General features: G+C 47.4%; 20 protein-coding genes. 8 read left to right on the top strand and 12 right to left on the bottom strand.

All coding sequences use genetic code 11. The features are described from left to right. Positions 1-330 precede the first annotated feature (330 nt). Together QFZ78_RS19045 and QFZ78_RS19040 are read right to left on the bottom strand one after the other, a co-directional pair. Positions 331-696, bottom strand: coding sequence for a polymer-forming cytoskeletal protein (locus QFZ78_RS19045; protein ID WP_307549917.1), 366 nt, complete (start codon positions 694-696; stop codon positions 331-333). A gap of 94 nt (positions 697-790) precedes the next feature. After that, positions 791-1,795 (bottom strand): M23 family metallopeptidase, encoded by a 1,005-nt coding sequence (locus tag QFZ78_RS19040; protein WP_307549914.1) that lies wholly within the window; start codon positions 1,793-1,795, stop codon positions 791-793. 255 nt (positions 1,796-2,050) lie between these two features. On the opposite strand from QFZ78_RS19040, the gene QFZ78_RS19035 reads away from it, so the two are divergent. Together QFZ78_RS19035 and QFZ78_RS19030 are read left to right on the top strand one after the other, a co-directional pair. Next, a complete protein-coding gene (locus QFZ78_RS19035; RefSeq protein ID WP_307549912.1) occupies positions 2,051-3,247 on the top strand; it encodes a WD40/YVTN/BNR-like repeat-containing protein in 1,197 nt (398 codons plus the stop codon). A gap of 110 nt (positions 3,248-3,357) precedes the next feature. Continuing rightward, positions 3,358-3,558, top strand: coding sequence for a C40 family peptidase (locus tag QFZ78_RS19030; RefSeq protein ID WP_307549910.1), 201 nt, complete (start codon positions 3,358-3,360; stop codon positions 3,556-3,558). A gap of 19 nt (positions 3,559-3,577) precedes the next feature. Here QFZ78_RS19030 and QFZ78_RS19025 read toward each other — a convergent pair whose 3' ends face one another. The 6 genes from QFZ78_RS19025 to QFZ78_RS19000 form a co-directional block, all read right to left on the bottom strand. After that, positions 3,578-4,504: a polysaccharide deacetylase family protein gene (locus tag QFZ78_RS19025; RefSeq protein ID WP_307549908.1), complete on the bottom strand. Its 927-nt coding sequence runs from the start codon at positions 4,502-4,504 to the stop codon at positions 3,578-3,580. Between the two features lie 49 nt (positions 4,505-4,553). Beyond that, entirely contained in the window at positions 4,554-5,279 is a 726-nt protein-coding gene (locus tag QFZ78_RS19020) for a polysaccharide deacetylase family protein (protein WP_307549907.1), read from the bottom strand. A gap of 153 nt (positions 5,280-5,432) precedes the next feature. Beyond that, positions 5,433-5,930 carry a hypothetical protein gene (locus QFZ78_RS19015; protein WP_307549906.1) on the bottom strand — a complete coding sequence of 166 codons (498 nt, stop codon included), beginning with the start codon at positions 5,928-5,930 and terminating at the stop codon, positions 5,433-5,435. Positions 5,931-5,955: 25 nt separating this feature from the next. Then, on the bottom strand, positions 5,956-7,137 hold the full coding sequence (locus QFZ78_RS19010) for an MGDG synthase family glycosyltransferase (protein WP_307549905.1): 1,182 nt from the start codon (positions 7,135-7,137) through the stop codon (positions 5,956-5,958). A 57-nt stretch (positions 7,138-7,194) separates the two neighbouring features. Continuing rightward, the gene (locus QFZ78_RS19005; RefSeq protein WP_307549903.1) at positions 7,195-7,770 is read right to left on the bottom strand and encodes a thymidine kinase; all 576 of its coding nucleotides are present in this window, start codon (positions 7,768-7,770) and stop codon (positions 7,195-7,197) included. A 34-nt stretch (positions 7,771-7,804) separates the two neighbouring features. Further along, the gene (locus tag QFZ78_RS19000) at positions 7,805-8,782 is read right to left on the bottom strand and encodes an HD domain-containing protein (protein ID WP_307549902.1); all 978 of its coding nucleotides are present in this window, start codon (positions 8,780-8,782) and stop codon (positions 7,805-7,807) included. 99 nt (positions 8,783-8,881) lie between these two features. Between QFZ78_RS19000 and QFZ78_RS18995 the strand changes: the two genes are divergently transcribed. From QFZ78_RS18995 to QFZ78_RS18985, 3 genes are all read left to right on the top strand, one after another. Next, on the top strand, positions 8,882-9,484 hold the full coding sequence (locus tag QFZ78_RS18995; RefSeq protein WP_307549900.1) for a YdcF family protein: 603 nt from the start codon (positions 8,882-8,884) through the stop codon (positions 9,482-9,484). Positions 9,485-9,700: 216 nt separating this feature from the next. Next, positions 9,701-14,293 carry a glutamate synthase large subunit gene (gltB, locus tag QFZ78_RS18990; protein ID WP_307549898.1) on the top strand — a complete coding sequence of 1,531 codons (4,593 nt, stop codon included), beginning with the start codon at positions 9,701-9,703 and terminating at the stop codon, positions 14,291-14,293. A gap of 106 nt (positions 14,294-14,399) precedes the next feature. Further along, the gene (locus tag QFZ78_RS18985; RefSeq protein WP_307549896.1) at positions 14,400-15,884 is read left to right on the top strand and encodes a glutamate synthase subunit beta; all 1,485 of its coding nucleotides are present in this window, start codon (positions 14,400-14,402) and stop codon (positions 15,882-15,884) included. Between the two features lie 193 nt (positions 15,885-16,077). Here QFZ78_RS18985 and QFZ78_RS18980 read toward each other — a convergent pair whose 3' ends face one another. Together QFZ78_RS18980 and QFZ78_RS18975 are read right to left on the bottom strand one after the other, a co-directional pair. Continuing rightward, positions 16,078-16,260: a hypothetical protein gene (locus QFZ78_RS18980; protein WP_307549894.1), complete on the bottom strand. Its 183-nt coding sequence runs from the start codon at positions 16,258-16,260 to the stop codon at positions 16,078-16,080. Then, positions 16,238-16,516: an MFS transporter gene (locus QFZ78_RS18975; RefSeq protein ID WP_373461048.1), complete on the bottom strand. Its 279-nt coding sequence runs from the start codon at positions 16,514-16,516 to the stop codon at positions 16,238-16,240. Before QFZ78_RS18975 ends, QFZ78_RS18980 begins: the two co-directional genes overlap by 23 nt. 125 nt (positions 16,517-16,641) lie before the next feature. Here QFZ78_RS18975 and QFZ78_RS18970 point away from each other — a divergent pair, with 125 nt between their 5' ends. Beyond that, positions 16,642-17,100 carry a hypothetical protein gene (locus QFZ78_RS18970; RefSeq protein ID WP_307549891.1) on the top strand — a complete coding sequence of 153 codons (459 nt, stop codon included), beginning with the start codon at positions 16,642-16,644 and terminating at the stop codon, positions 17,098-17,100. Positions 17,101-17,169: 69 nt separating this feature from the next. Here the strand turns inward: QFZ78_RS18970 and QFZ78_RS18965 are convergent, their stop codons facing one another. After that, complete coding sequence (locus tag QFZ78_RS18965) at positions 17,170-17,856, bottom strand: response regulator (protein WP_307549889.1); 687 nt, start codon at positions 17,854-17,856, stop codon at positions 17,170-17,172. A gap of 143 nt (positions 17,857-17,999) precedes the next feature. After that, positions 18,000-19,199, bottom strand: a complete 1,200-nt coding sequence (locus tag QFZ78_RS18960; RefSeq protein WP_307549887.1) for a sensor histidine kinase — start codon at positions 19,197-19,199, stop codon at positions 18,000-18,002. Positions 19,200-19,402: 203 nt separating this feature from the next. On the opposite strand from QFZ78_RS18960, the gene QFZ78_RS18955 reads away from it, so the two are divergent. Together QFZ78_RS18955 and QFZ78_RS18950 are read left to right on the top strand one after the other, a co-directional pair. Beyond that, on the top strand, positions 19,403-20,338 hold the full coding sequence (locus tag QFZ78_RS18955; RefSeq protein ID WP_307549886.1) for an ABC transporter ATP-binding protein: 936 nt from the start codon (positions 19,403-19,405) through the stop codon (positions 20,336-20,338). After that, complete coding sequence (locus tag QFZ78_RS18950) at positions 20,322-21,266, top strand: ABC transporter permease (protein ID WP_307549883.1); 945 nt, start codon at positions 20,322-20,324, stop codon at positions 21,264-21,266. The genes QFZ78_RS18955 and QFZ78_RS18950 overlap by 17 nt, the downstream gene beginning before the upstream one ends. The last annotated feature ends 56 nt before the right edge of the window (positions 21,267-21,322 follow it).

Genomic DNA, 21,322 nt, shown 5'->3' with positions numbered 1-21,322 from the left:
TGGCCTGCAAGTCAATTCCATTGGACAATTCCAATGAAAGTATGAATTTCGTTTCCACCCCGCACACCTTTCCATCACCTACTGAATAAATTTGGTAACAGGTCATTTACCCTCAAGTGAAAAGAATTTCTATACACGTGCTTGAAGCAACCATTGCAGTACTCGTGGGAATTCAGTCTGCCGGTTTGGAACTCAGAGTTGCCCTACCCCAAAGAAATGGCCTGTGACCTGCAGTTCCAGTATGGAACGTACAGATTCACAGGCCATGTACATTTTCATTCATGGTGGTGGCCGTTAGGCCATGTTAGTTTGGGGCAGCCTCTTTTGATTTTAGTTCCCGCCAGAGGCAGCCTGTTGCTCATTTTTCTGCTGTTTATGTGCTTTAGCATCGATGACTTTGCCGTTTCCGCTGCCTTTTTCATTCACAGCTGCGAGGTTCATCGCACTGCTTCCTTGAAAAATGCCGCCTTCCTGAATAATGAAGGAGCGGACATCGATATTGCCAACAAGCACGCCGGAGCTGGTCACGATGAGTTTGCCTTTGGTGTGAATATTGCCTTTCACTTTGCCGGCAACGATGACATCGCGTGCCTGGATGTTGGACTGCACAACAGCGTTCTCACCAATGGTGATGTCGCCCGCACACTCAATGTCGCCGTTCATCTGGCCTTCGATGCGTAGGCTGGCTTCGGACATGATTTTACCTTCACAAATGGTACTGCCCCCCAATCAATGTGTCGGTTGTTTTAGTATCAATTTGCTTCGTTCTGGAGCTTCCAAGCATTAGGATTCATTCCTTTCTATTGGCAATAAGATAAGGGGAGGGGTTAATCTGGACGCCGTTCTTATGAACTTCATAATGCAGATGGGAGCCCGTGCTTCGTCCTGTGGAGCCGAGTAGGCCGATCTTTTGGCCTTTCGTTACTGATTCTCCGCGTTTGACGAGGATTTTATTCAGATGCATATACTTGGTTCGAAGCCCGCGGGAATGATCGACAACAACATAATTGCCAAGTTCGTTGTCAAAACCGGCCTCTATGACCTTACCCGCCGCAGTTGCAAATACAGAGTCATTGATCTCTCCGTCGAGGTCCAGCCCTGCATGCATGGTCGGTTTAAGTGTAAAAGGATCTCTACGAATGCCGAATCCCGATGTAATGCTGTGAGTGACCGTTGGCCAGATCGTTGGTGTGATGCTTCGCAGGCGCTCTGCTTCTTTCAGCTTGGCTTCCGACTCATTCAGATTCACAAGTAGGGCGTTAATATCTCCAACTAACGTAGAAAGCCCTTGTTTGGTGCTGCTGACCAGATGAGAAACATCTTCCGATGAAACCGGGATCTCGCTGCCCCCGACGTCAGAGCTGGCATCATCCAGCGGCTCTGGGTTTCGTATAGACAGCTTTTTGCTTGTCCCTTTCGTTCCCTCCGGCTCACTCATTAACTGAATGACATGATCGAGTTTCTTAATTTCTTCTAACTTCACCTTAAATTCATTCGCTTGCTGGGATAAGTCAATCAAATTGGTTTGAAGCTGTTCCAGTTCGCTATTTTTAAGTGTAATTTGATTAACCAGTTGGCGTTCTTGTCCATCGAACGTTTGCTGCATGCTGGTTCTCGTTTGATGGGAGTAGATATTCATTAAGTAAATCGTGACAAAAAATCCAATCAACACGAGCAGGATCAAGCTTGGCACAATATACAGACTACTATGCGGAAGCTTGAATCTTACGGTTCGGTGGTTGGCGCCCGGAATGATCATTAAGGTGAGTTCTTTTTTACCCCAGATGAATTTCAACCGATCCTCTTCCTTTCCGTAACAATGTCCCCCTCCTTGATTCGATTGTATTCGTCAATAGGATGAGTCATGCCTAATTTATTATTTTGCTAGAAAGAGGATGTCGGTCATTCGTATTGCCAACATAAGCACTATATGCTATGGGACATACTAAATTTGCCAATCATCCAATCTGTCTTGATCTCAACTTTTCCAATGAAAGTTACGTCTATAAGGTAGATCGATGAGCGATTAGAAGTGAAGGGAGTTATCATAATGTTGAGAAAAACAATTACGCTTTTGGCAATAACGCTATTTGCACTTACAGGGTGTGAATCATCCGGAACAACAAGCGGGCCAGTGAATACTTCAAATTCACCGACACCTAGTTCAGCTATCACGCCACAACCGACAGCTTCGGCTGAAACGCCAGCTCCTAGTTCGACAGCTGTTCCCAATAAAGGTAATGAAACACCGTCGAAGGTATCGATGAACGGGGTAACAGCGGTAAGGCTGGCTGATGCCAAATCCGGCTGGATCGGCGGCAAAGGTTGGATCGCACGGACAGACGATGGCGGCGTAAAATGGAAGGTTCAATACGAGGGGACAGGCGACATTAAGCAGTTGTTTGCACTGAATAGTCAAGATGCTTGGGCGGTTATCGGTGATGAAGGTAAACTGATAAGTACGAAGGATGGAGGTCAGCACTGGACTTCTGTTGGTAAAGTACCGAACCAGGCATTCCTTCATTTTGTAACGAAGCAGGAAGCATTTAGCGGAAATGCACACACGGTGGATGGAGGCGTGAAATGGACTTCCTTGCAAGTACCCGAGGGCACGAAGGGGGACGCCTATTTCCATGATAAAAATAATGGATGGGCTGTTAGACAAGTTAAAGATCATATAGAAGTCCAGCGAACACAGGATGGCGGCAAGACATGGAATAAGGTGATGTCGCGTGTAAGAGCAGCCTCATTAACCGGTGTCGTTATTCGTTCAGCGGGTGCAAACGATGCGTGGGTTGAGCTAATTGGGGAATCAGGAATGACCCAAACCTCGTATTCGTTGTTTCACACGAAAGACGGAGGGAAGAACTGGCTGACGGTTCTGGCAAACAGCACCGCCGGAGGTGGTCCAGCCCCTGGTTTGCCTGCGGGTGAGACATCGGGGCCGAAGAACACGGGTGCAAGGCCCGGACCTCTCTACGTCGTGAGTCCAGACGTAGCTTTTATGGGGGGCCAGTGCCCGAGCTGCGACAAGCCGAACTCCGTCGGGTGGACCAAGGACGGCGGCAAGACATGGGTGAACGGCAAGGAGTCGTTCACAGGTTATGGTGAGCTGCTGTTGGCTATGGCAGACATCAATCAAGGCTGGCTCATCACGAATGACAATGAGCAGCCAAGCGTGATGTACACCACCGCTAACGGTGGTGTACATTGGAACAAGGTGCATACGTTTGATGCACTGAAATGAAGAAGAAGCCTTTCTGGAAGCAGAGCACTGCTGACAGAAAGGCTTCTTTGCAGTTTTATCACCCATGAAATCCCATCCTCTATACCCCCTGACCTTGTCATCGGCGTAGAATGGTACGTGTAGGTGAGCTCGTGTTTTTCACCACTCCCAAAAGAAAAAATAAAATTGGCATCGACCGTATCGGACATGGTGCGGTGTACTTAGGTAACGGCCTTATGCTGCATACCTTCCGCAAGGGCATTGGAGTCACGATATCTGAATTGAATAGTTCTTGGAAAGAGCGCTTTGTCCAGGCTAAGCGCGTTCTGTAACTCCTTCAAAAGTTCCACGTCATTCTGTCCCGAAGTACTCTTCACCAACTGGAACCCGTTTTGTAGACAATACTTCACTTACAGTCCCTACGTGCAATCCTTTATTCTTGACAGCGGTAATCATGCCATCCAAGGCTGAACTTGCTGATCGAGTAGGATGCATGAGTATTAAGAAACCATTGTCCGCTTTTGTATTTATTTTATGAATAATGGATTGTGGGCTTGGATTTCTCCAATCTATCGTATCTAACGTCCACAACACCGTATTCAGCTTCATACTTTGAGCAACTTCTACAGTCTCTTTATCGAAATCACCCGACGGGGGAGCAAACCATCGGTTTTTTACTTGTAGTTCTTGAGAAAGCAGTTTCTCGGTTTTCGAGATTTCTTGGTAAGCTTGGCTATTGCTTAATTGGCTCATGTTTTTATGAGAATAAGCATGATTGGATAATTCATGACCGCGGTTCAGGATTTGTTTGGCCGTTGTCACATTTTTTTTAAGCCAAGAACCGTCAAGAAAGAAAGTTGTTTTCACATGATGCTTGTCCAGGGTATCGAGAATAACAGGGATATATTCATTTCCCCATGCGACATTGATCATGAAAGAAACCATTGGTTTTTGGGGGTTACCGCGATAAATCGGGGCTGCTCCCAACTGAGTAAGATGAATCTCCGCTGGTATTTCCTTATAAACATAATGAATAGATCTGCCGCCAAGGTTATTCTTGTTCATTTCGTATGTCTTTTGAATATCGACTTCCAGACCATTGTAACCAGGGATAGCACCCTCAACACGATCTATTCTGGCGGAAATAGGTAAGATCCGCTTTTTTGGAGCTTCATTCATAATCTCTGTCATGATGGAATCGCCAGCGGATGCTGTGAATCCGAATAAAACAGGCAGCGTACAAAGGATCAAACAATATCGCAGCTTAACATGTGCCATCGCAAAGCACTCCATTTCATGTCTCTTTTAGGTTTAGGCTTCTCTATGTCTAATCAATTTTTACAGGGACAGCCTTGTTATAGTTTAGAAGTTGCGAAACGGTAACCAGCTGATAACCCCTACTTTTTAATTCCGGCAAGATGATCTTCAAGGCTGCTATGGTCTGTGTAGGACCTTCAATATAGTCATGAAATAATACAATATTTCCGTTTTTCGCATTCTTTAATACGCGATTTACAATTGTGTTGACCCCTGGTGTACTCCAATCCTTTGTATCCAATTGCCAACTCCACATAATCATCTTATAGCCTTCTGCTCGAACAGCAGCGACAAGTCGTTCGTTATAAAACCCTCCAGGTGGACGAAACAATAGGCAACGTCTTCCTGTTGTATCATAGATAAGTTCTTCAGTTTGATTAATTTCTTTTTTGATGTTGTTTTTTTTGCTTAGATAGGCGTGGCTATATGTATGATTAGCTATCTCATGACCCTCACGTAGGGTTTGATTTAGAACGTCAGGAAACCGTTTTACTTTATTACCAACAACGAAAAAAGTGGCTCTAGCCTCGTACTGTTTTAGCAGTTTCAGAATCTGAGCTGTGTACTCAGGATGAGGACCATCGTCGAACGTTAGTGCAATGACTTTTTCATCGGTGGTTATTTCCCAAACGATTTCTCCGCGTGTCTCATAATAAGCTCGATCTTTCTTAGGAGCGGCACTAGCAGTTGGCTGCATCAAAAATAGACAACTACACAAAATAATAAATATTTTCATGGTGTTCTCCTTTATACAAGTGAGTGACAAAATTATAGTCTCCAATTAATCGAATCCAATTCAATATAAATTTGGATTGTTTTAGTTCTTAAGGTGATTTTGAGCAAAAAAAAGACAGGTTGCGGCCGCAACCTGTCTTTTTGCACCATCGTATTAGTTCTTCGGCTGGTCACCGCCATTACTGCTGTTTCCGGAATTGTTCCCATTCCCGTTTCCATTAAAAAATGTAATCGTCAATGCACGAATCTTCTCCATGAATTTCCCGTACCCATATCCGGTAAGAAATGCCACACTGATACGAGCGGCCATCGAGTCCCCGACCTGCAGCAGCAGAATACCGCTCTCGAATAAGACGATGGTAATGATCGCTGATCCAAAGCATAATATCGGGCGCATCAGGTACCAGTACACCCACTGTGTAGTGAGGTCGTGGTAATGCTCATGAAACATGCGCAGTCCATACAGCGCTCCACCTAAAGCTCCCGCAAATCCAAAGCACGCATACTCGTGATACAGATTTACGTCGACACCGAGCAGTTTCCCCTGAACAGAACCGCTGCCCAGCACAGCCATCATCCAGAGGCTGCCGACGAACCAGATAAGCAAATAAGAGAAGATAAACTGCTTGCCGAATCGGTGAAGGGGATCCATAAATAAAACACCGCCCTATACATGGTTAATACCATTGTATGAGCGGTGTTGTTGTTGATGCCTGCATATAGGGACGCTTCTCCGATAACTTTAAGTATTGCATGATGGCTGTGGAGCAGTCTTGCGCCGTATATTTTTGATGGTTGCGGATATCTGTTCTACGTTTCACAAGCTCGGGATACTGTTCAAGCAGTAATTTAAACCAGTGATCTATCATCTCTAGTGAAATGATTTTCTGTCCATAACCCTGTTCCTGAAAATAGTCGCAGTTCTTCTCTTCTTGACCTGGAATTGGACTGTAAAACAGCATCGGAATGCCTTTGGCCATCGCTTCTGTACAAGTCATCCCGCCCGGCTTCGTAATGAGCAGATCGGAGATGTCCATCAGCTTGTTAATCTCGCTTGTATAACCGATTAGATGTACGTTAGGCTGCCGGAACACGTCTTCCTCGAGTAGTTGTTGACGCGCTTTTTCATTCGTTCCTAGGCAGATTAGAAGCTGGATATCCTTGCTCCAACTTGCCAAGTATGTCAGCAGTTCTTCCTTTTCTTCCTTTTTAAATACACCCCAACCGCCGCCCATAACCATAACCGTGGGCATTGCTTTTAGACCAAATTCTTGGCGAATCTGCTCTTTGCTATGTTCCAAACGGAAATTAGGATGCACAGGAATCCCCGTGACTTCAACATGCGATTCCGGCACGCCGCGTCCTATTAAGCGTTCTCTCACCATGGGGGTTGAAACCAAATATTTGTCTACTGCCGGATCAATCCATGTGCCGTGAACGTCGTAATCGGTGATGACGGTGAAGAGTGGAACATCAAGTCCAGCTCTTTTGAGACGAGAGACGATAATGCTCGGAAAAGGATGCGTGCAAACGATGATATCTGGTCTTAGCTGCTTGATGATTGCTTTCGTTTGGGAATAGAAAATACGATGTAGAACAAGCGCCGCAACACGACTTGGCGACTTTTCGTACTGATTACGGTAAAGCATACCATAGAGTTTGGGTTGTGATGTAACCGTGCGGCGGTATGCCGAAAAGATCCAAGGTGCTAAGGTAGGGTGTAAAAAAGCGCCAAGCTCGATCACACGTGTAATAATCTCAGATGAGCTCTGCCTAAGCTCCACTGAAAGCGCGTGAGCCGCTTGCGTATGACCTTTCCCGAAGCCCTCGGATAAGAGCAAAACCCGTTTTTTTCGCAAGGAACTCACCTTTCTTAGTAAACCATTTCTTTGTGACCTATTTATAGGGTATAGCCTTTAAATTTGTGAAGACTTTCGCTTAGATGCATAACATTTACGACACACAGGTACATAGCTTTCATTACCGCCAATTTGAATCTGTTCACCGTGAAAGATCGGCTCCCCGTCTTTGCAGCGCATATTCATAATCGCTTTTTTGTCGCAGTACCAGCAAACGGTTTTGATCTCCTCAATCGTGTCAGCGACAGCTAGTAAGGCATCACTTCCTTCGAATAATTGCCCCATGAAATCAGCCCTGAGCCCATAAGCAATAACGGGAATATCCAATTCGTCCACAATTTCAATTAATTGAGCAACCTGCTCTTTATTCAAAAACTGCGCTTCGTCAACCAAAATGCAGTTTGGGCGTTCTGTACTCGCGAGTGCAATCATATCCAAGTTCTTGTCGACGACGATAGCGACCTTTTGCATGCCGATTCTGGAGACGACTTTGCCAACTCCGAAACGGTCATCTACGACGGGCGTGAGAAGCAGGACTTTCTTTCCTTGTTCTTCATAATTATGTGCAACACGTAAAACTTCAATTGATTTACCACTGTTCATTGTGCCATAACGGAAATACAATTTTGCCAAGCTGGGCCATTCCCCTCTACGGATGTAATAAATGTTATATGGTGAAAAAGTAAGTAGCGGTCATACTATCGAGCTCTGCCAGTTTAACGGCGGATTGAAAGCTTGCTTCTGAGGCGGGCTTATCGCCGATCAGAGGCTGTTTCTTGTAAGGCTTTCGAATTTTGACTTCTATACTGCCTGGAACAGGCTCCCCATTGATTTGAATCCGTTGGGGCTCGTACATCAGCACATGGATGATTTCCCTGGAAGTCGCATTATTACTCTGCAAAAGCTCCTGGATCAATTCGTGATCCATAAGGGAAGGAATGCGTTCCTTCATACCAGGGTTCGACTCGCAGTGATGAGCAGCGGCCTTGGCCAGCAGAGCATCCATCGCAAGAAACTGTGGGTTCAGAAAGAGTCGGTGGTCCTCGACAACCGCATGAACGAGCGCAGCAGCCGTATCTTCGTCAGCTTCCACATAATGACCGCGCAAGCGAAGCCCTTTGACAATCTCAGAGGGTGGACGTACTTGTTGTCCGGCATAATAAGTATCTCTTAGAAAGCTATCCAGATGATCGAGCCCGAGCAGCGTAGTTTTATTCGTAAGAGGGCTATCTTGATGCAAAATATCCACAATCGACGGTGGCGAAATGCCATGCTTGATGAGAATATCAGCAACGACGCCGCGCCTAATCAATTGCTCCGTCTGCTGATGATGATCGTACCCAAGTGTTCTCTCAACCGCATGGGAGAAAGGCAAGTGTCCAATATCATGAAGAAGCGCAGCAATACGCAGATGAGGTTCATCTGGGCAAAAGTGAGCCATCAATGACCAGACGCCTACGGTATGTTCAAAACGGGAATGTGTCATCGGTGAAAAAAGCGCAGATGCCCCGAAGTGATGCAGAAACTTCAGACGGCGAACCGGCTGCGACCGGAAAAGCTCAACTTCAATCGGATGGGCATTCATTTGCCATTGATAGAGAGGCTCCCAGATCGTTCCGGTTGAAAAAGTATGCTGTATACTCAAAACAGAGTTCCTCCTAGGCTGTGGAATCTGGATGTATGTTCATTGCAGCGGTATAAGCTATCATAGCATGAAACATAGAAAGTTTGCTATCATGGTCCTATGAAAAAGAAACTCAAAACTTGGCTTTGGATACTCGTCGCTTTGTTCCTAATCATCCTGTTTTACTTTTCTTTCATGAGTTGGAAAGTTAACTATACTTGGAAACATTCCCATGGAACTCCTAGTGATTGTATCATTATTCTAGGCGCTGCGGTATGGGATGGCAAGCCGAGTCCGGCTTTACGTGAGCGATTGGATATTGCGGTGGAGGCTTACAGCAGCGGATTAGCTCCGAATATTATTGCCAGTGGGGGGATAGGCGGCAGTGAACCCTCTGAAGCTGTAACGATGAAACGTTATTTAATGGAGAAAGGAGTACCGGAGCGGGCCATCCTTTTAGAGGAGAGGTCACGAAGCACCATGGAGAATTTACAGAACAGTCAGGCGATTATGATGGAAAAAGGATATCGGACAGCGGTGATTGTAACGCATGGCTTCCATGCTTATCGGGCATCTCTGATGGCGAGAAGCCTGGGAATGACATCGACGGTCGAGCCGGTTCAGATTCGTCCGCTTTCATTGACGTACTATACGTTAAGGGAGTGTGCAGGCATTGCTATCTTTACACTGGAATCTATTATAATGAAACCCTTTTCATATTAATTATTTTTGAATTGAACTATAGGATATCAAGTGTTAATATAATATAAAAAATATTGAGAATATTTCATCTAATTAATTGGCTTGGTTTAGGTGGAATAGACATTCGCGTGTCATCACTTTTTAGCGCTTTAACGCGTGCGTCCAAGGGTAAACGACTCCATCGTCCAACAAGGACGAAGAGTACAACCAAAAACGAGGGAAGAAAGGTTGCACAACATGACTAAAATTGGATTACCTCCCAAACAGGGATTGTACGATCCGGGGTTTGAGCATGATGCGTGCGGTATTGGCTTTGTTGCCAATATCAAAGGTGTCAAATCACATGAAATCGTCAAGCAGGCGCTTCGTGTCCTTTGTAATTTAGAGCATCGCGGTGGTCAAGGCAGTGAATCGAATACGGGTGACGGGGCAGGTTTATTGATGCAAATCCCGGATACGTATCTTCAGTCCGCTTGTGAAGAGGAGAATATAAAGCTCCCTGCTGCTGGCAGCTATGGTGTCGGTATGGTCTATTTACCTCAGGATTTAGAGGCACGCCAAGCATGTGAGAGTATAATTGAGCGAATTGTTAAACAAGAAGGGCAGCAATTCCTCGGATGGAGAACCGTTCCAACGGACAACAGTTCTTTGGGAGATTCCGCTAAGTCAGCAGAACCGTTTGTACGCCAAGTCTTTATCGGTCAAAGTGAAGATGTTTCGAGCAACTTGGATTTTGAGCGTAAGCTATATATTATTCGTAAGTTATCTGAGAACGCTATCAAATTATCTCATCGTGAATCGCAATTTTACTATTCTAGCTTGTCTAGCAGAACGATTGTATATAAAGGAATGTTAACGCCTGAGCAAGTTGACGCTTATTATATTGAATTGCAAGATGAGAAAGTAGACTCCGCACTCGCACTCGTTCACTCTCGCTTTAGTACGAACACATTCCCGAGCTGGGAACGTGCACATCCGTACCGCTATTTGATTCATAATGGTGAAATTAATACCCTGCGCGGCAATGTGAACTGGATGCATGCCCGTCAGGCTATGTGCGAAACCGAATTATTCGGCGAAGATTTCAAACGCATTCTTCCTGTTATTGATACCGATGGCTCCGATTCACAAATGTTTGATAATACATTAGAATTCCTCATGCTTTCTGGACGTTCGCTGCCGCATGCAGCGATGATGATGGTGCCAGAACCTTGGTCCAAACACGAAACGATGGACGATGAGAAGAAGGCTTTCTATGAGTACCACAGTACACTGATGGAGCCGTGGGATGGTCCAGCAGCCATTGCTTTCACAGATGGCAGTCAAATTGGAGCCATCCTTGACCGTAATGGCTTGCGTCCAGCGCGTTACTATGTAACGACCGATGATTTCATTGTTCTGGCTTCTGAAGTAGGTGTCTTGGATATTGAGCCGGAGCGTATTTTGTACAAAGATCGTCTCAGACCTGGACGTATGCTGCTTGTTGATACGATCGAAGGCCGCATCGTAACCGATGAGGAAATCAAAAGCCGCATCGCTGGCGAACAGCCTTACCGTGATTGGTTGAACGAGCACCTCGTTTCCCTTGAAGACTTAGAAGATGCGCCAATCGTGCTCGGTTCCGACCATGACACGGTACTTCAGCGTCAGCATGCATTTGGTTATACCTTCGAACAACTGCGTAAGACACTGGAGCCAATGGCCAAAACGGGTGTAGACCCCATTGGTTCAATGGGTACGGATGCACCGCTTGCCGTGCTTTCCGATCGACCGCAGCTGCTATATAACTACTTTAAGCAATTGTTTGCGCAGGTTACCAACCCGCCGATCGATGCGAATTTCGAAGAAATTATTACAGCTCAAGGCACTACAATCGGTCCTGAGCGTAACCTGATTAACCCTGAACCCGAGAGCTGTCGACAAATACGTTTGCAATCGCCATTCCTCTCCAATGAAGAGCTGGCGAAGCTGCGTCATATTAAGCGCAATGGCTTCAAAACGGTTACTTTGCCTACGTTATTCGAGGCAGCCGAAGGCACAGAGGGTCTGGAAAGTGCGATGCAAGCCCTTTATGCAGCGGCTGATCAAGCCATTGTGGAAGGCGCTTCGCTGATCATTCTTTCGGACCGTGGTGTAGATAGCCGTAAGGCCCCTATTCCGGCGCTGCTTGCGACTTCGGGTCTCCATCACCATTTGATTCGCCAAGGCACACGGACCAAAGTTAGTTTGCTTGTAGAGTCGGGCGAACCGCGTGAAGTGCACCATTTTGCTTTGCTGCTCGGTTATGGCGCAGGGGCTATTAACCCATATCTCGCGTTGGAAACGTTAGACGACATGATAGGGCGCAAGCAGCTTGTTGGCGTTGATCTTGAGAAAGCAACGTATAACTACATTAAAGCTGTAACGAAGGGCGTTGTTAAAGTCCTGGCGAAAATGGGTATTTCCACGATCCAGAGTTATCGTGGGGCGCAAATTTTCGAAGCGATTGGACTTAGCCAAGAACTCATCGATTCGTATTTTACATGGACCTACACCCCTATTGGCGGGATTGGTATCGATATTGTGGCTAAGGAAGCTTTGATCCGCCACAACCGCGCTTTCTCCGAGCAAGAGGGACGCGATAAGGTGCTCGATACCGGTGGTGATCTGCAATGGCGCAGAGACGGTGAAGACCATCTCTATACACCGGAAACGGTGCATGCCTTACAATCAGCCGTTCGTACGAACAACTACGCGATATATAAGAATTTCTCGAAGCTCATCCAACGTGAGGATGAGAAATATATGGCTTTGCGCGGGCTTCTGAGCTTCAAGGAAGGCCGACAACCGATTCCGATCGAAGAAGTGGAGCCGATCGAGTCGATCTTTAAGCGCTTCAAGACAGGAGCCATGTCCTATGGCTCCATCAGTAAAGAAGCGCATGAAACGATTGCGATTGCGATGAACCGCATCGGCGGCAAGAGCAACACCGGCGAGGGCGGCGAGCATCCTGAGCGCTTCACGCCAGATGCGAACGGCGATCTTCGCCGCAGCGCAATCAAGCAGGTGGCGTCCGGCCGCTTCGGCGTCACAAGCCATTATCTCGTCAATGCGGACGAGATTCAGATCAAGATGGCGCAGGGCGCGAAGCCCGGCGAGGGCGGTCAGCTCCCGGGAACCAAGGTGTACCCTTGGGTTGCCGAGGTTCGCGGTGTTACGCCAGGCGTAGGCTTAATCTCGCCGCCGCCGCATCACGATATTTATTCGATCGAGGATCTAGCTGAGCTGATCCACGATCTCAAGAATGCCAACCCGCGGGCACGGATCAGCGTGAAGCTGGTATCCGAAGTTGGTGTTGGCACCATCGCTGCCGGTGTAGCCAAAGGGAAAGCGGACGTTGTCCTGATCTCCGGCTACGACGGAGGAACAGGCGCGTCGCCGCAGACGAGTATTCGCCATGCGGGACTGCCGTGGGAGCTCGGTCTAGCGGAGACGCATCAGACGCTCGTGCTCAACAACCTGCGCAGCCGTATCGTCGTCGAGACAGACGGCAAGCTGATGACGGGGCGCGACGTTGTCGTAGCTGCCCTGCTCGGGGCTGAGGAGTTCGGCTTCGCTACAACTCCGCTCATTACCATTGGCTGCGTGATGATGCGCGTGTGCCATCTGGATACCTGTCCGGTTGGGGTTGCTACGCAAAATCCGGAGCTTCGCAAGAAATTTGCCGGGGATCCGCAGCATGTGGTCAATTTCATGACCTTCATCGCGCAGGATGTGCGTGAGATGATGGCTGAGCTTGGCTTCCGCACCATTGAAGAGATGGTCGGCCGCACAGATGTGCTTGAGTCTAAGCAAGCTGTCGAGCATTGGAAAGCTAAGGGCGTCGACTTATCGCCGCTTCTGCACCAACCAGAGATGGGCGAGGATGTGGGCCGATTCTGCCAAATGGCGCAGGATCATGGCTTGGATCGCTCACTGGACGTAACGAAGCTGCTTGCTATTTGTGAGCCTGCTATTGAGCGCAAGGAGCATGTGCACGCCATCCTGCCAATTACGAACGTCAACCGTGTTGTCGGAACGATTGTCGGTAGTGAAGTTACACGTCGTCATGGCGTGGACGGCTTGCCGCACGATACGATCCGCCTCCACTTTAATGGTTCTGCTGGTCAAAGCTTCGGTGCTTTCGTACCGAAAGGGATCACGCTTTCGCTGGAAGGCGATGCCAATGATTACGTTGGTAAAGGATTATCAGGTGGTAAACTGGCAATCTTCCCTTCCAGTCAATCGCACTTTGTTCCCGAAGACAACGTGATTATTGGAAATACCGCATTCTATGGCGCAACCGACGGGGATGCTTACATCCGTGGTATTGCAGGCGAGCGTTTCTGCGTAAGAAACAGCGGTGTACGAGCAGTTGTTGAAGGTGTTGGAGACCATGGTTGTGAATACATGACTGGCGGCCGTGTTGTTGTCCTTGGTTCTACGGGCCGCAACTTCGCAGCAGGTATGTCAGGCGGTATCGCGTATGTGCTGGATGAGAAGGGTGACTTCTCAAGTAAGGTGAACAAAGAAATGGTTTACCTAGAACAGTTGGAAGAAACGTATGAAATGAACGAACTGAAAACGATGATACAGCATCATGCCACATTTACGGATAGCAGCGTTGCCCACCAAGTTATTAAGCACTGGGATGAGTACGTTTGGAAGTTCGTGAAGGTTATACCGAAGGACTACAAACGGATGTTTGATGCCATCGAAAAGGTAAAACGCTCTGGACTAAGCCAACAAGAAGCCGTTATGGTTGCTTTCGAGGCGAATATGAGGGATGTTTCACGTGTCGGTGGAAACTAACGAATCAGATCAGATGCTGACGAAGTAAGTTTTGCATAAGCAAAACATGTGATGCTTCCGATGCCAGTTTTTCTGGCGAAAAACTCTTGGGAGGGATTAAACGTAAATGGGTAAACCAACTGGTTTTATAGAACATCGTCGTGAAGTGGCATCTGAAGCTGCTCCCCTAGTCCGGATTGGACATTGGAAGGAGTTTGCGACGCCGCTGACTGAAGATAAATTGCAGACGCAAGGGTCTAGATGTATGGACTGTGGGATTCCATTCTGTCACACAGGGGCGTTGATCAGCGGCATGGCCGCTGGTTGCCCGGTTAATAACCTCATTCCGGAATGGAATGATCTGGTGTATCGCGGTCAATGGAGAGAGGCTCTGGACCGTTTACACAAGACGAACAATTTCCCTGAGTTCACGGGACGCGTTTGTCCGGCGCCATGTGAAGGTTCGTGTACGGTAGGTCTGAAGGATACACCGGTTACAATCAAAAGCATCGAGAAAGCCATTATTGATAAAGGCTTCGATGAAGGCTGGATTACACCTGAGCCTCCGGAAGTGCGCACAGGTAAGAAGGTAGCTGTCGTAGGCTCGGGTCCATCCGGACTCGCTGCAGCAGCGCAGTTGAACAAAGCCGGACACTGGGTTACCGTGTTCGAACGTGCAGACCGCGTGGGCGGACTGCTCATGTACGGCATTCCGAACATGAAGCTGGATAAGAAGTACGTCCAACGTCGTGTGGATCTGCTGGAAGCCGAGGGCATCACGTTCGTTACCGGCGCTCATGTCGGTGTGAACTATCCGATTGAGAAGCTGCAAGAGGAGTTTGATGCCATCGTTCTGTGCGGCGGGGCAACGAAAGGCCGCGATCTTCCGATCGAGGGTCGTGAGCTAGGCGGCGTCCACTTAGCCATGGAATTCCTGAGCAAGAACACGAAGAGCTTGCTGGATTCCGAGCACGCCGACGGCGCGTTTATTTCCGCCGAAGGTAAGGATGTTATCGTCATTGGCGGCGGCGACACGGGAACAGACTGCGTGGGCACATCTTTGCGTCACAAAGCGAAGAGTGTTACGCAATTTGAGATTATGCCCAAGTCGCCGGACACACGTCCTGCGAACAATCCTTGGCCAGAATGGCCAAAAGTCCACAAAGTGGACTACGGTCAACAAGAAGCGGCAGCGGTGCAAGGTGAAGATCCGCGCCAATACTTAATCAACACGAAGAAATTCGTGGGGGATGAGAATGGCAACTTGAAGGAACTGCACACGGTGCTCATCGAGTGGCAGAAGAACGAGAAGGGTCAATTCGTTCCTCTGGAAGTTCCAGGCAGCGAGAAAGTATACCCAGCTCAGCTGGTACTGATCGCGATGGGCTTTACAGGACCGGAGAACACGGTGCTGGATCAACTCGGCGTCGTCAAAGACGAGCGCTCCAACGCGAAAGCGGACTACGGTAAGTTTGCGACGAGCGTGGACGGTGTCTTCGCTGCCGGTGACATGCGTCGTGGGCAAAGCCTCGTAGTTTGGGCAATCAACGAAGGTCGCGCAGCGGCTCGTGAAGTTGATCGTTACTTGATGGGATCGTCGAATTTACCATAATATGCGGAAAAAGGAAGGAACCCTTGGTTTGGGTTTCTTCCTTTTTGTTTGCAAATCTTTTTTTACCGCATTTGGTGGAAATAAAAGCAGTTGTGCCGAGCTTAAAGTATTTGAAAACCGCAACGAGGCTGGAAAAGTAGGTTGAGAAGCCGTTTTCCGAAAGGCAATAGCTGTATGGAAGCTTTTCAAACCGCTACTGAAACCGACGAATAGCCGGTACGCATAGCACACTAGCAACAATGGCGATGCCAATCGAAGCGAATATCGTTATGGTTGTTATCCCGCCAATCCCATCTGCAATTAAGCCAATGAGGAAATAACTCACAGGCAGCAGGGCGAAAGAACCTAATAGATCAAGATATTTTAACGCGATCATAGCGATCGACGATCCAGCCGGAAAAGGGGAGCATGATTACGTAAGGGAGCATATATGCAGCCATTACGATGCCCATCATCGTGGTTGAGCCTGTTAGGGAATAAACAACCATGGGTAAAATAACAGTAGTAACAGAACCGCCGAGCATGGAGATGAGTTGGCTAAGCCACATAGGAAAGGAACGTGATTGTACGAAAGGCATTAGGAAATTATCTAGTACTCGCTGTTTCTTTTTAAGATGGGATTCTATTTGCATGTTTGATTTACTCCTAACTCACAGAATCAAAAGGTGAACAATTCATATACATCATGTACAATAGAGGGAGCAGGTAAACGCGCGATGCTGCGAAAGCCTAGTATGCACGGATTGGAGGGGAGCACATGAAGAAAGAGAATCTCATCACGCCGGCGGAACTGCATGCACTGCTAACTGAGAATGGGGAGGACCTTCAGGAATTTGAAATCGACGAACCCATCGGTACACAGCATCTTCATTCTCTGCAAAAAGCAATTGTGCTCCTCTCCCAGCAGGTTGCGGATCTTCAAACGCAGCTTCATGAGCATTTTATACGCCAGAACAAACAACAAGAACAACTGCTCCGGCAATTTGAATATCAAATTGAACATAAGCTCCATGAACAGTTGGCAAATGGGATCGTGGTACTGCAGCAGCCGACGGACATGGATGTCGAAGTTTTAAATAAGGAGTCCCAACAATTGACGCTCTATTCAGCTGAATTGCCTGACCCGGTTGATGAAGAGCCGACATATTCCAGGGTGAAAAGCTACAGAAAGATTCGGAAACGAAAGAAGTCGTTACTGGAGAAGCTTTTCGGATAGTTGAAAAGACAAAAGACCGCATCTTCCTAATCGAAGAGCGGTCTTTCCGTGTCTTAGTACAGCTGGATGCTATAGCATCCCTTCCTCATGAGCCTTCTTGGATGCTTGCACGCGGTCTCGGACGTCCATTTTCGAGTATATGCTGGAAATATAGTTCTTCACAGTGCCTTCGGACAAGAAAAGCTTTTCGGCAATTTCTCGGTTATTGAGGCCATCTGCGATACAATGCAGTACTTGCAACTCGCGCTCGCTCAGTCCATAAGTGTCGGTTCTAGTCTGCTCTTCTACAGCTTTGACTCCAGCACTCTGCGATGTGTGATCAGAAGCGCCTCTCGCTTCCTGGACGAGCATTCTGGCGATATCTTGCGGGATGAGTGTACCGCCTTGATGCACCCATTTGATACCGGCCGCCAGATCCTTCGGATGAATGGCTTTGAGCAAATAGCCTTCGGCACCCGCTCCTAGGGCATCAACGACATAGCTGATTTCCTGGAAGGTAGTCAGGATGATGACGCGAATCTGAGGCCATGTTGCCTTGATTTGGCGGGTCGCTTCGACGCCATCCATGACAGGCATATGAATGTCCATGAGTACAACGTCAGGCTGCTGTTCTTCGCACTGCTTTAGGGCTATGTGACCATTCTCAGCCAAACCAACGACATGAATATCCGGATCCATATCAAGTACGATGTGCAGGCTTTCTCTAATTAAATCCTGATCATCGACCAGGAGAAGTTTAAGCGGGGTCGTGTTCATGCTTGATCCTCCTCAGAGTTTTTCGCCAGAAAAACTGGCATCGAAAGCGTTACTTGAGTTTTTCGCCAGAAAAACTGGCATCGAAAGCGCTGCTTAAGTGTGTATCCACATTGTACCACCCGGTGCTTCCAACGGGAAAGGATTTAGAATGATGGCAAGCGTTTGGCGGGAATGGAACAATGGACGACAGTACCTTGACCTAATGTGGAACTCACCTGAAGTGTACCTTGCAGAGCAAATATGCGTTCCTGCATGGCGTTGATACCAAAGCCAACTTTCAGCTGCTCCGTACCGATGCCATCGTCCTCAATGCGAATGTCGACTAAATCATCGGAGTAAGTGAGTGTAACTTCTACGGTGGAAGCCCGGCCATGCCGTTTGGCATTGGTTAGTGATTCCTGCAGGCAGCGAATGAGTGAAAGTTTGGTTTGTTTCGGAATGTCGAATTCCTCGCCTACGGTCGTGAATCGGATTTGGGTCCCGGTATGAAGGGCAAATTCGTTGGCCAGTCTCGTCAATTGCTGGGAGAGCAGCATATCGCCCTCGGGGACCATCTGATGAATGCTGCGGCGTACTTCTTCGAGTCCATTGCGGGTTACACTACGCAGGACATCCAGCTTTTCTTTGGCTTTGTCTGGTGCTGTTTCGATCAGGTAGGACACAGCGTCCATCCCCATGATGACGGAAGTAAACGTATGCCCCACTGTATCATGTAATTCACGAGCCATCCGGTTGCGCTCCTCAAGCAGTGTAAGCTGTTCGATTTGGTTGGCGTACTGCTCTAATGCGTTATTTTGCTCATGGATTAAACGATACTGACGTTGGTTCTCGGCTAAAAGCTTTTCGGTCTTCTCATTCGAAGTCACAACCCGTTGTAAGCTAAGGCCAATGGCAAAGAACAGCACAGCATTTAAGATAATGCTAAATAATTGACCAACCCCCATCCCGCTATGCAGGATGAAAAAATACTCTAAAGGCATAGCCACCATAAATATGGGAGCGGTCCACCAAGCATTTTTTCGGTCGGTGAGGAATCCAATAACCATTAATGGGCAATTAATAGTAAGGTACGCATCCTGCTGCATCCATGAAAGATAGATTTGTAGAGGGATACCTGTCAGCAGCACGGCAATCGGATAGAAAGTTGAGTTGATGTAGTTCGGTCTCCAGAATAGAAATGGAACGCCATAGGACAGGAGGATGGCCAATATCGTTTGGATGGTGGCAGTTAGTTCATGCTCATGCATATGGAGAAGCGCATAAAGTAAGCCAAGCAGCGTAGAACCAGTCAAGACGATAAACAGGGACCACTCCACACCGTGCCAAGGTCTTCTTTGAATCATAAAAGGACTCCTTTACACAAGATCTTATAAGATCATTGTACATAAAAACAGGAAAAAGCCATAGTGAGTGCAGTCATATAGGTTAGGTGATGGTTTGTGACCTTACTCTATGACTATACTATTCTTAGGAGGATTACTAGGCAAAGCGGTTCAGGTAGGGTAGCATTGGGTTATATTGGTTAAAAGTTAGGGGAGTGTTAAGGATGACGGCAACAACAGATGCCATTACACCGATAGTAAAAATCGATCAAATTACAAAACGAATCGGTTCTAAGACGATTATTGATAAATTAAGCTTTGAGGTGCCGCGGGGCGAGGTGTTTGGGTTTCTCGGACCGAACGGAGCGGGAAAAACGACAACCATCCGGATGATGGTCGGACTCATGTCGATCACGGAAGGGGATATACGGATTGGCGGGTATTCGATACGTACCCATTTTGAGCAAGCGATTCGTCATGTTGGCGCTATTGTGGAAAATCCGGAAATGTACAAGTTTCTGAGCGGTTATCATAATTTGGTTCATTACGCGAGAATGTTCCCGGGCATTGAGGAAGACCGAATTCATGAGGTCATTGATCTTGTTGGTATGGAAAATAGAATCCATGACAAGGTCAAAACGTACTCCCTCGGTATGCGCCAAAGGCTTGGAATTGCCCAAGCCTTGCTGCATAAGCCGTCGGTACTAATCCTCGACGAGCCTACCAACGGGCTGGATCCAGCTGGTATTCGAGAACTGCGTGATCATTTGCGGAAGCTTACCCGGGAGGATGGAATCTCAGTCATCGTGTCCAGTCACTTACTTTCGGAGATGGAGTTGATGTGCGATCGTGTCGCCATTATTCAGAACGGGAAGCTGGTGGACGTCAGACTGATTAAAGAGTTTGGTCAGGCGGATGGCAAGCAGCAGGTGGCTTTTGAGGTGGCATCGATGGATCAAGCTTTGACATTAGCAGCAGAACACGGAGCACAAGTGAATGTAGCTGGGGATGACCTTATCATGAATCTCGATAAACAAGAAACCGCTGCGTGGAACAAAAGGTTCGTAGAGGCAGGGATTGCGGTCTACGGCATCCGAGCGGCTACCAAATCCCTGGAAGATCAATTTTTAGAGATGACGGGAAGTGATCCGATTGCTTAATCTAATTCGAAATGAACATATGAAAATTTATCGTAGGCTGCGAACTTGGATTCTAGGTGGATTATTGATTGCTATTGTCGTATTAGCTGCGCTGTTTTCACATTCGGGCTATAAAGCAAATGAAGACTGGAAGACCAGAGCAACGGAATCGATTGAGCACAATCAGAAAGAACTGGAAAATCAGGATGTGCCGGCCAAATTTAGAGAGCAGATGAGGGAGGACATAGCACTCCAGCAGTACATGTTGGATCATAATTACCCTCCGACAGATAACACGTTATGGGGTGGCACCTTAAGTGCAGCGGGATTAATCATCATGGTTACATTATTTACCGTAATCATTGCCGGAGATATGGTCGCTGGTGAGTTTACATGGGGGACGATCAAACTGCTGCTCATTCGTCCTGCCAATCGAGCGAAGATTCTCTTATCAAAGTATCTAACAACGCTTCTGTTTGCAGCTACTCTGCTGATTGTGATGTTTATTACTTCTTTGATTGTGAACGGGTTCCTCTACGGATTTCAGAGTCTAAGCCTTCCACACCTAACTGTAAATGCAGCAGGACAAGTTCAGGAAGAGAGTATGCTGGTGTATGTGTTTGCAACCTATGGACTAAAGTTAATCGAACTCGTCATGATCGTGACGATGGCCTTTATGATCTCGACCGTATTTCGCAGCTCTTCCCTAGCCATTGGACTTAGTATTTTCATCATGTTCGCGGGGCAAATTATTACGATATTGCTGCTGAGATACAGCTGGGGCAAATATTTTTTATTCGCCAATACCGATCTCACTCCCTACTTAGTGGGGCAGCCGCTGGCGGAAGGGATGACGCTTGGTTTCTCTATAACCGTGCTGCTCTTCTATTTCTTATTGTTTAATGTACTCTCATGGGAAATATTCCGTAGACGTGATGTAGCCGCCTGATTATCGGGTGGTCCAGAGACTAACGGATACCAAAAAGGACGACTCCTAGGTAATGA

The organism is Paenibacillus sp. V4I5, from assembly GCF_030817255.1.
Classification (GTDB): Bacteria; Bacillota; Bacilli; order Paenibacillales; family NBRC-103111; genus Paenibacillus_E.
Note: the sequence above shows the minus strand (reverse complement) of the source record. Positions and strands in the feature narration are given on the sequence as shown.

What these genes read in the sequence shown, in the direction of transcription:
- QFZ78_RS18965 (WP_307549889.1), bottom strand. Translation starts at nt 17,856, where the DNA reads ATGAACACGACCCCGCTTAAACTTCTCCTGGTCGATGATCAGGATTTA.
- gltB (WP_307549898.1), top strand. Translation starts at nt 9,701, where the DNA reads ATGACTAAAATTGGATTACCTCCCAAACAGGGATTGTACGATCCGGGG.
- QFZ78_RS18960 (WP_307549887.1), bottom strand. Translation starts at nt 19,199, where the DNA reads ATGATTCAAAGAAGACCTTGGCACGGTGTGGAGTGGTCCCTGTTTATC.
- QFZ78_RS19045 (WP_307549917.1), bottom strand. Translation starts at nt 696, where the DNA reads ATGTCCGAAGCCAGCCTACGCATCGAAGGCCAGATGAACGGCGACATT.
- QFZ78_RS19025 (WP_307549908.1), bottom strand. Translation starts at nt 4,504, where the DNA reads ATGGCACATGTTAAGCTGCGATATTGTTTGATCCTTTGTACGCTGCCT.
- QFZ78_RS18995 (WP_307549900.1), top strand. Translation starts at nt 8,882, where the DNA reads ATGAAAAAGAAACTCAAAACTTGGCTTTGGATACTCGTCGCTTTGTTC.
- QFZ78_RS19030 (WP_307549910.1), top strand. Translation starts at nt 3,358, where the DNA reads ATGGTACGTGTAGGTGAGCTCGTGTTTTTCACCACTCCCAAAAGAAAA.
- QFZ78_RS18980 (WP_307549894.1), bottom strand. Translation starts at nt 16,260, where the DNA reads ATGATCGCGTTAAAATATCTTGATCTATTAGGTTCTTTCGCCCTGCTG.
- QFZ78_RS19035 (WP_307549912.1), top strand. Translation starts at nt 2,051, where the DNA reads ATGTTGAGAAAAACAATTACGCTTTTGGCAATAACGCTATTTGCACTT.
- QFZ78_RS18975 (WP_373461048.1), bottom strand. Translation starts at nt 16,516, where the DNA reads ATGCAAATAGAATCCCATCTTAAAAAGAAACAGCGAGTACTAGATAAT.
- QFZ78_RS18985 (WP_307549896.1), top strand. Translation starts at nt 14,400, where the DNA reads ATGGGTAAACCAACTGGTTTTATAGAACATCGTCGTGAAGTGGCATCT.
- QFZ78_RS18970 (WP_307549891.1), top strand. Translation starts at nt 16,642, where the DNA reads ATGAAGAAAGAGAATCTCATCACGCCGGCGGAACTGCATGCACTGCTA.
- QFZ78_RS19020 (WP_307549907.1), bottom strand. Translation starts at nt 5,279, where the DNA reads ATGAAAATATTTATTATTTTGTGTAGTTGTCTATTTTTGATGCAGCCA.
- QFZ78_RS18955 (WP_307549886.1), top strand. Translation starts at nt 19,403, where the DNA reads ATGACGGCAACAACAGATGCCATTACACCGATAGTAAAAATCGATCAA.
- QFZ78_RS19015 (WP_307549906.1), bottom strand. Translation starts at nt 5,930, where the DNA reads ATGGATCCCCTTCACCGATTCGGCAAGCAGTTTATCTTCTCTTATTTG.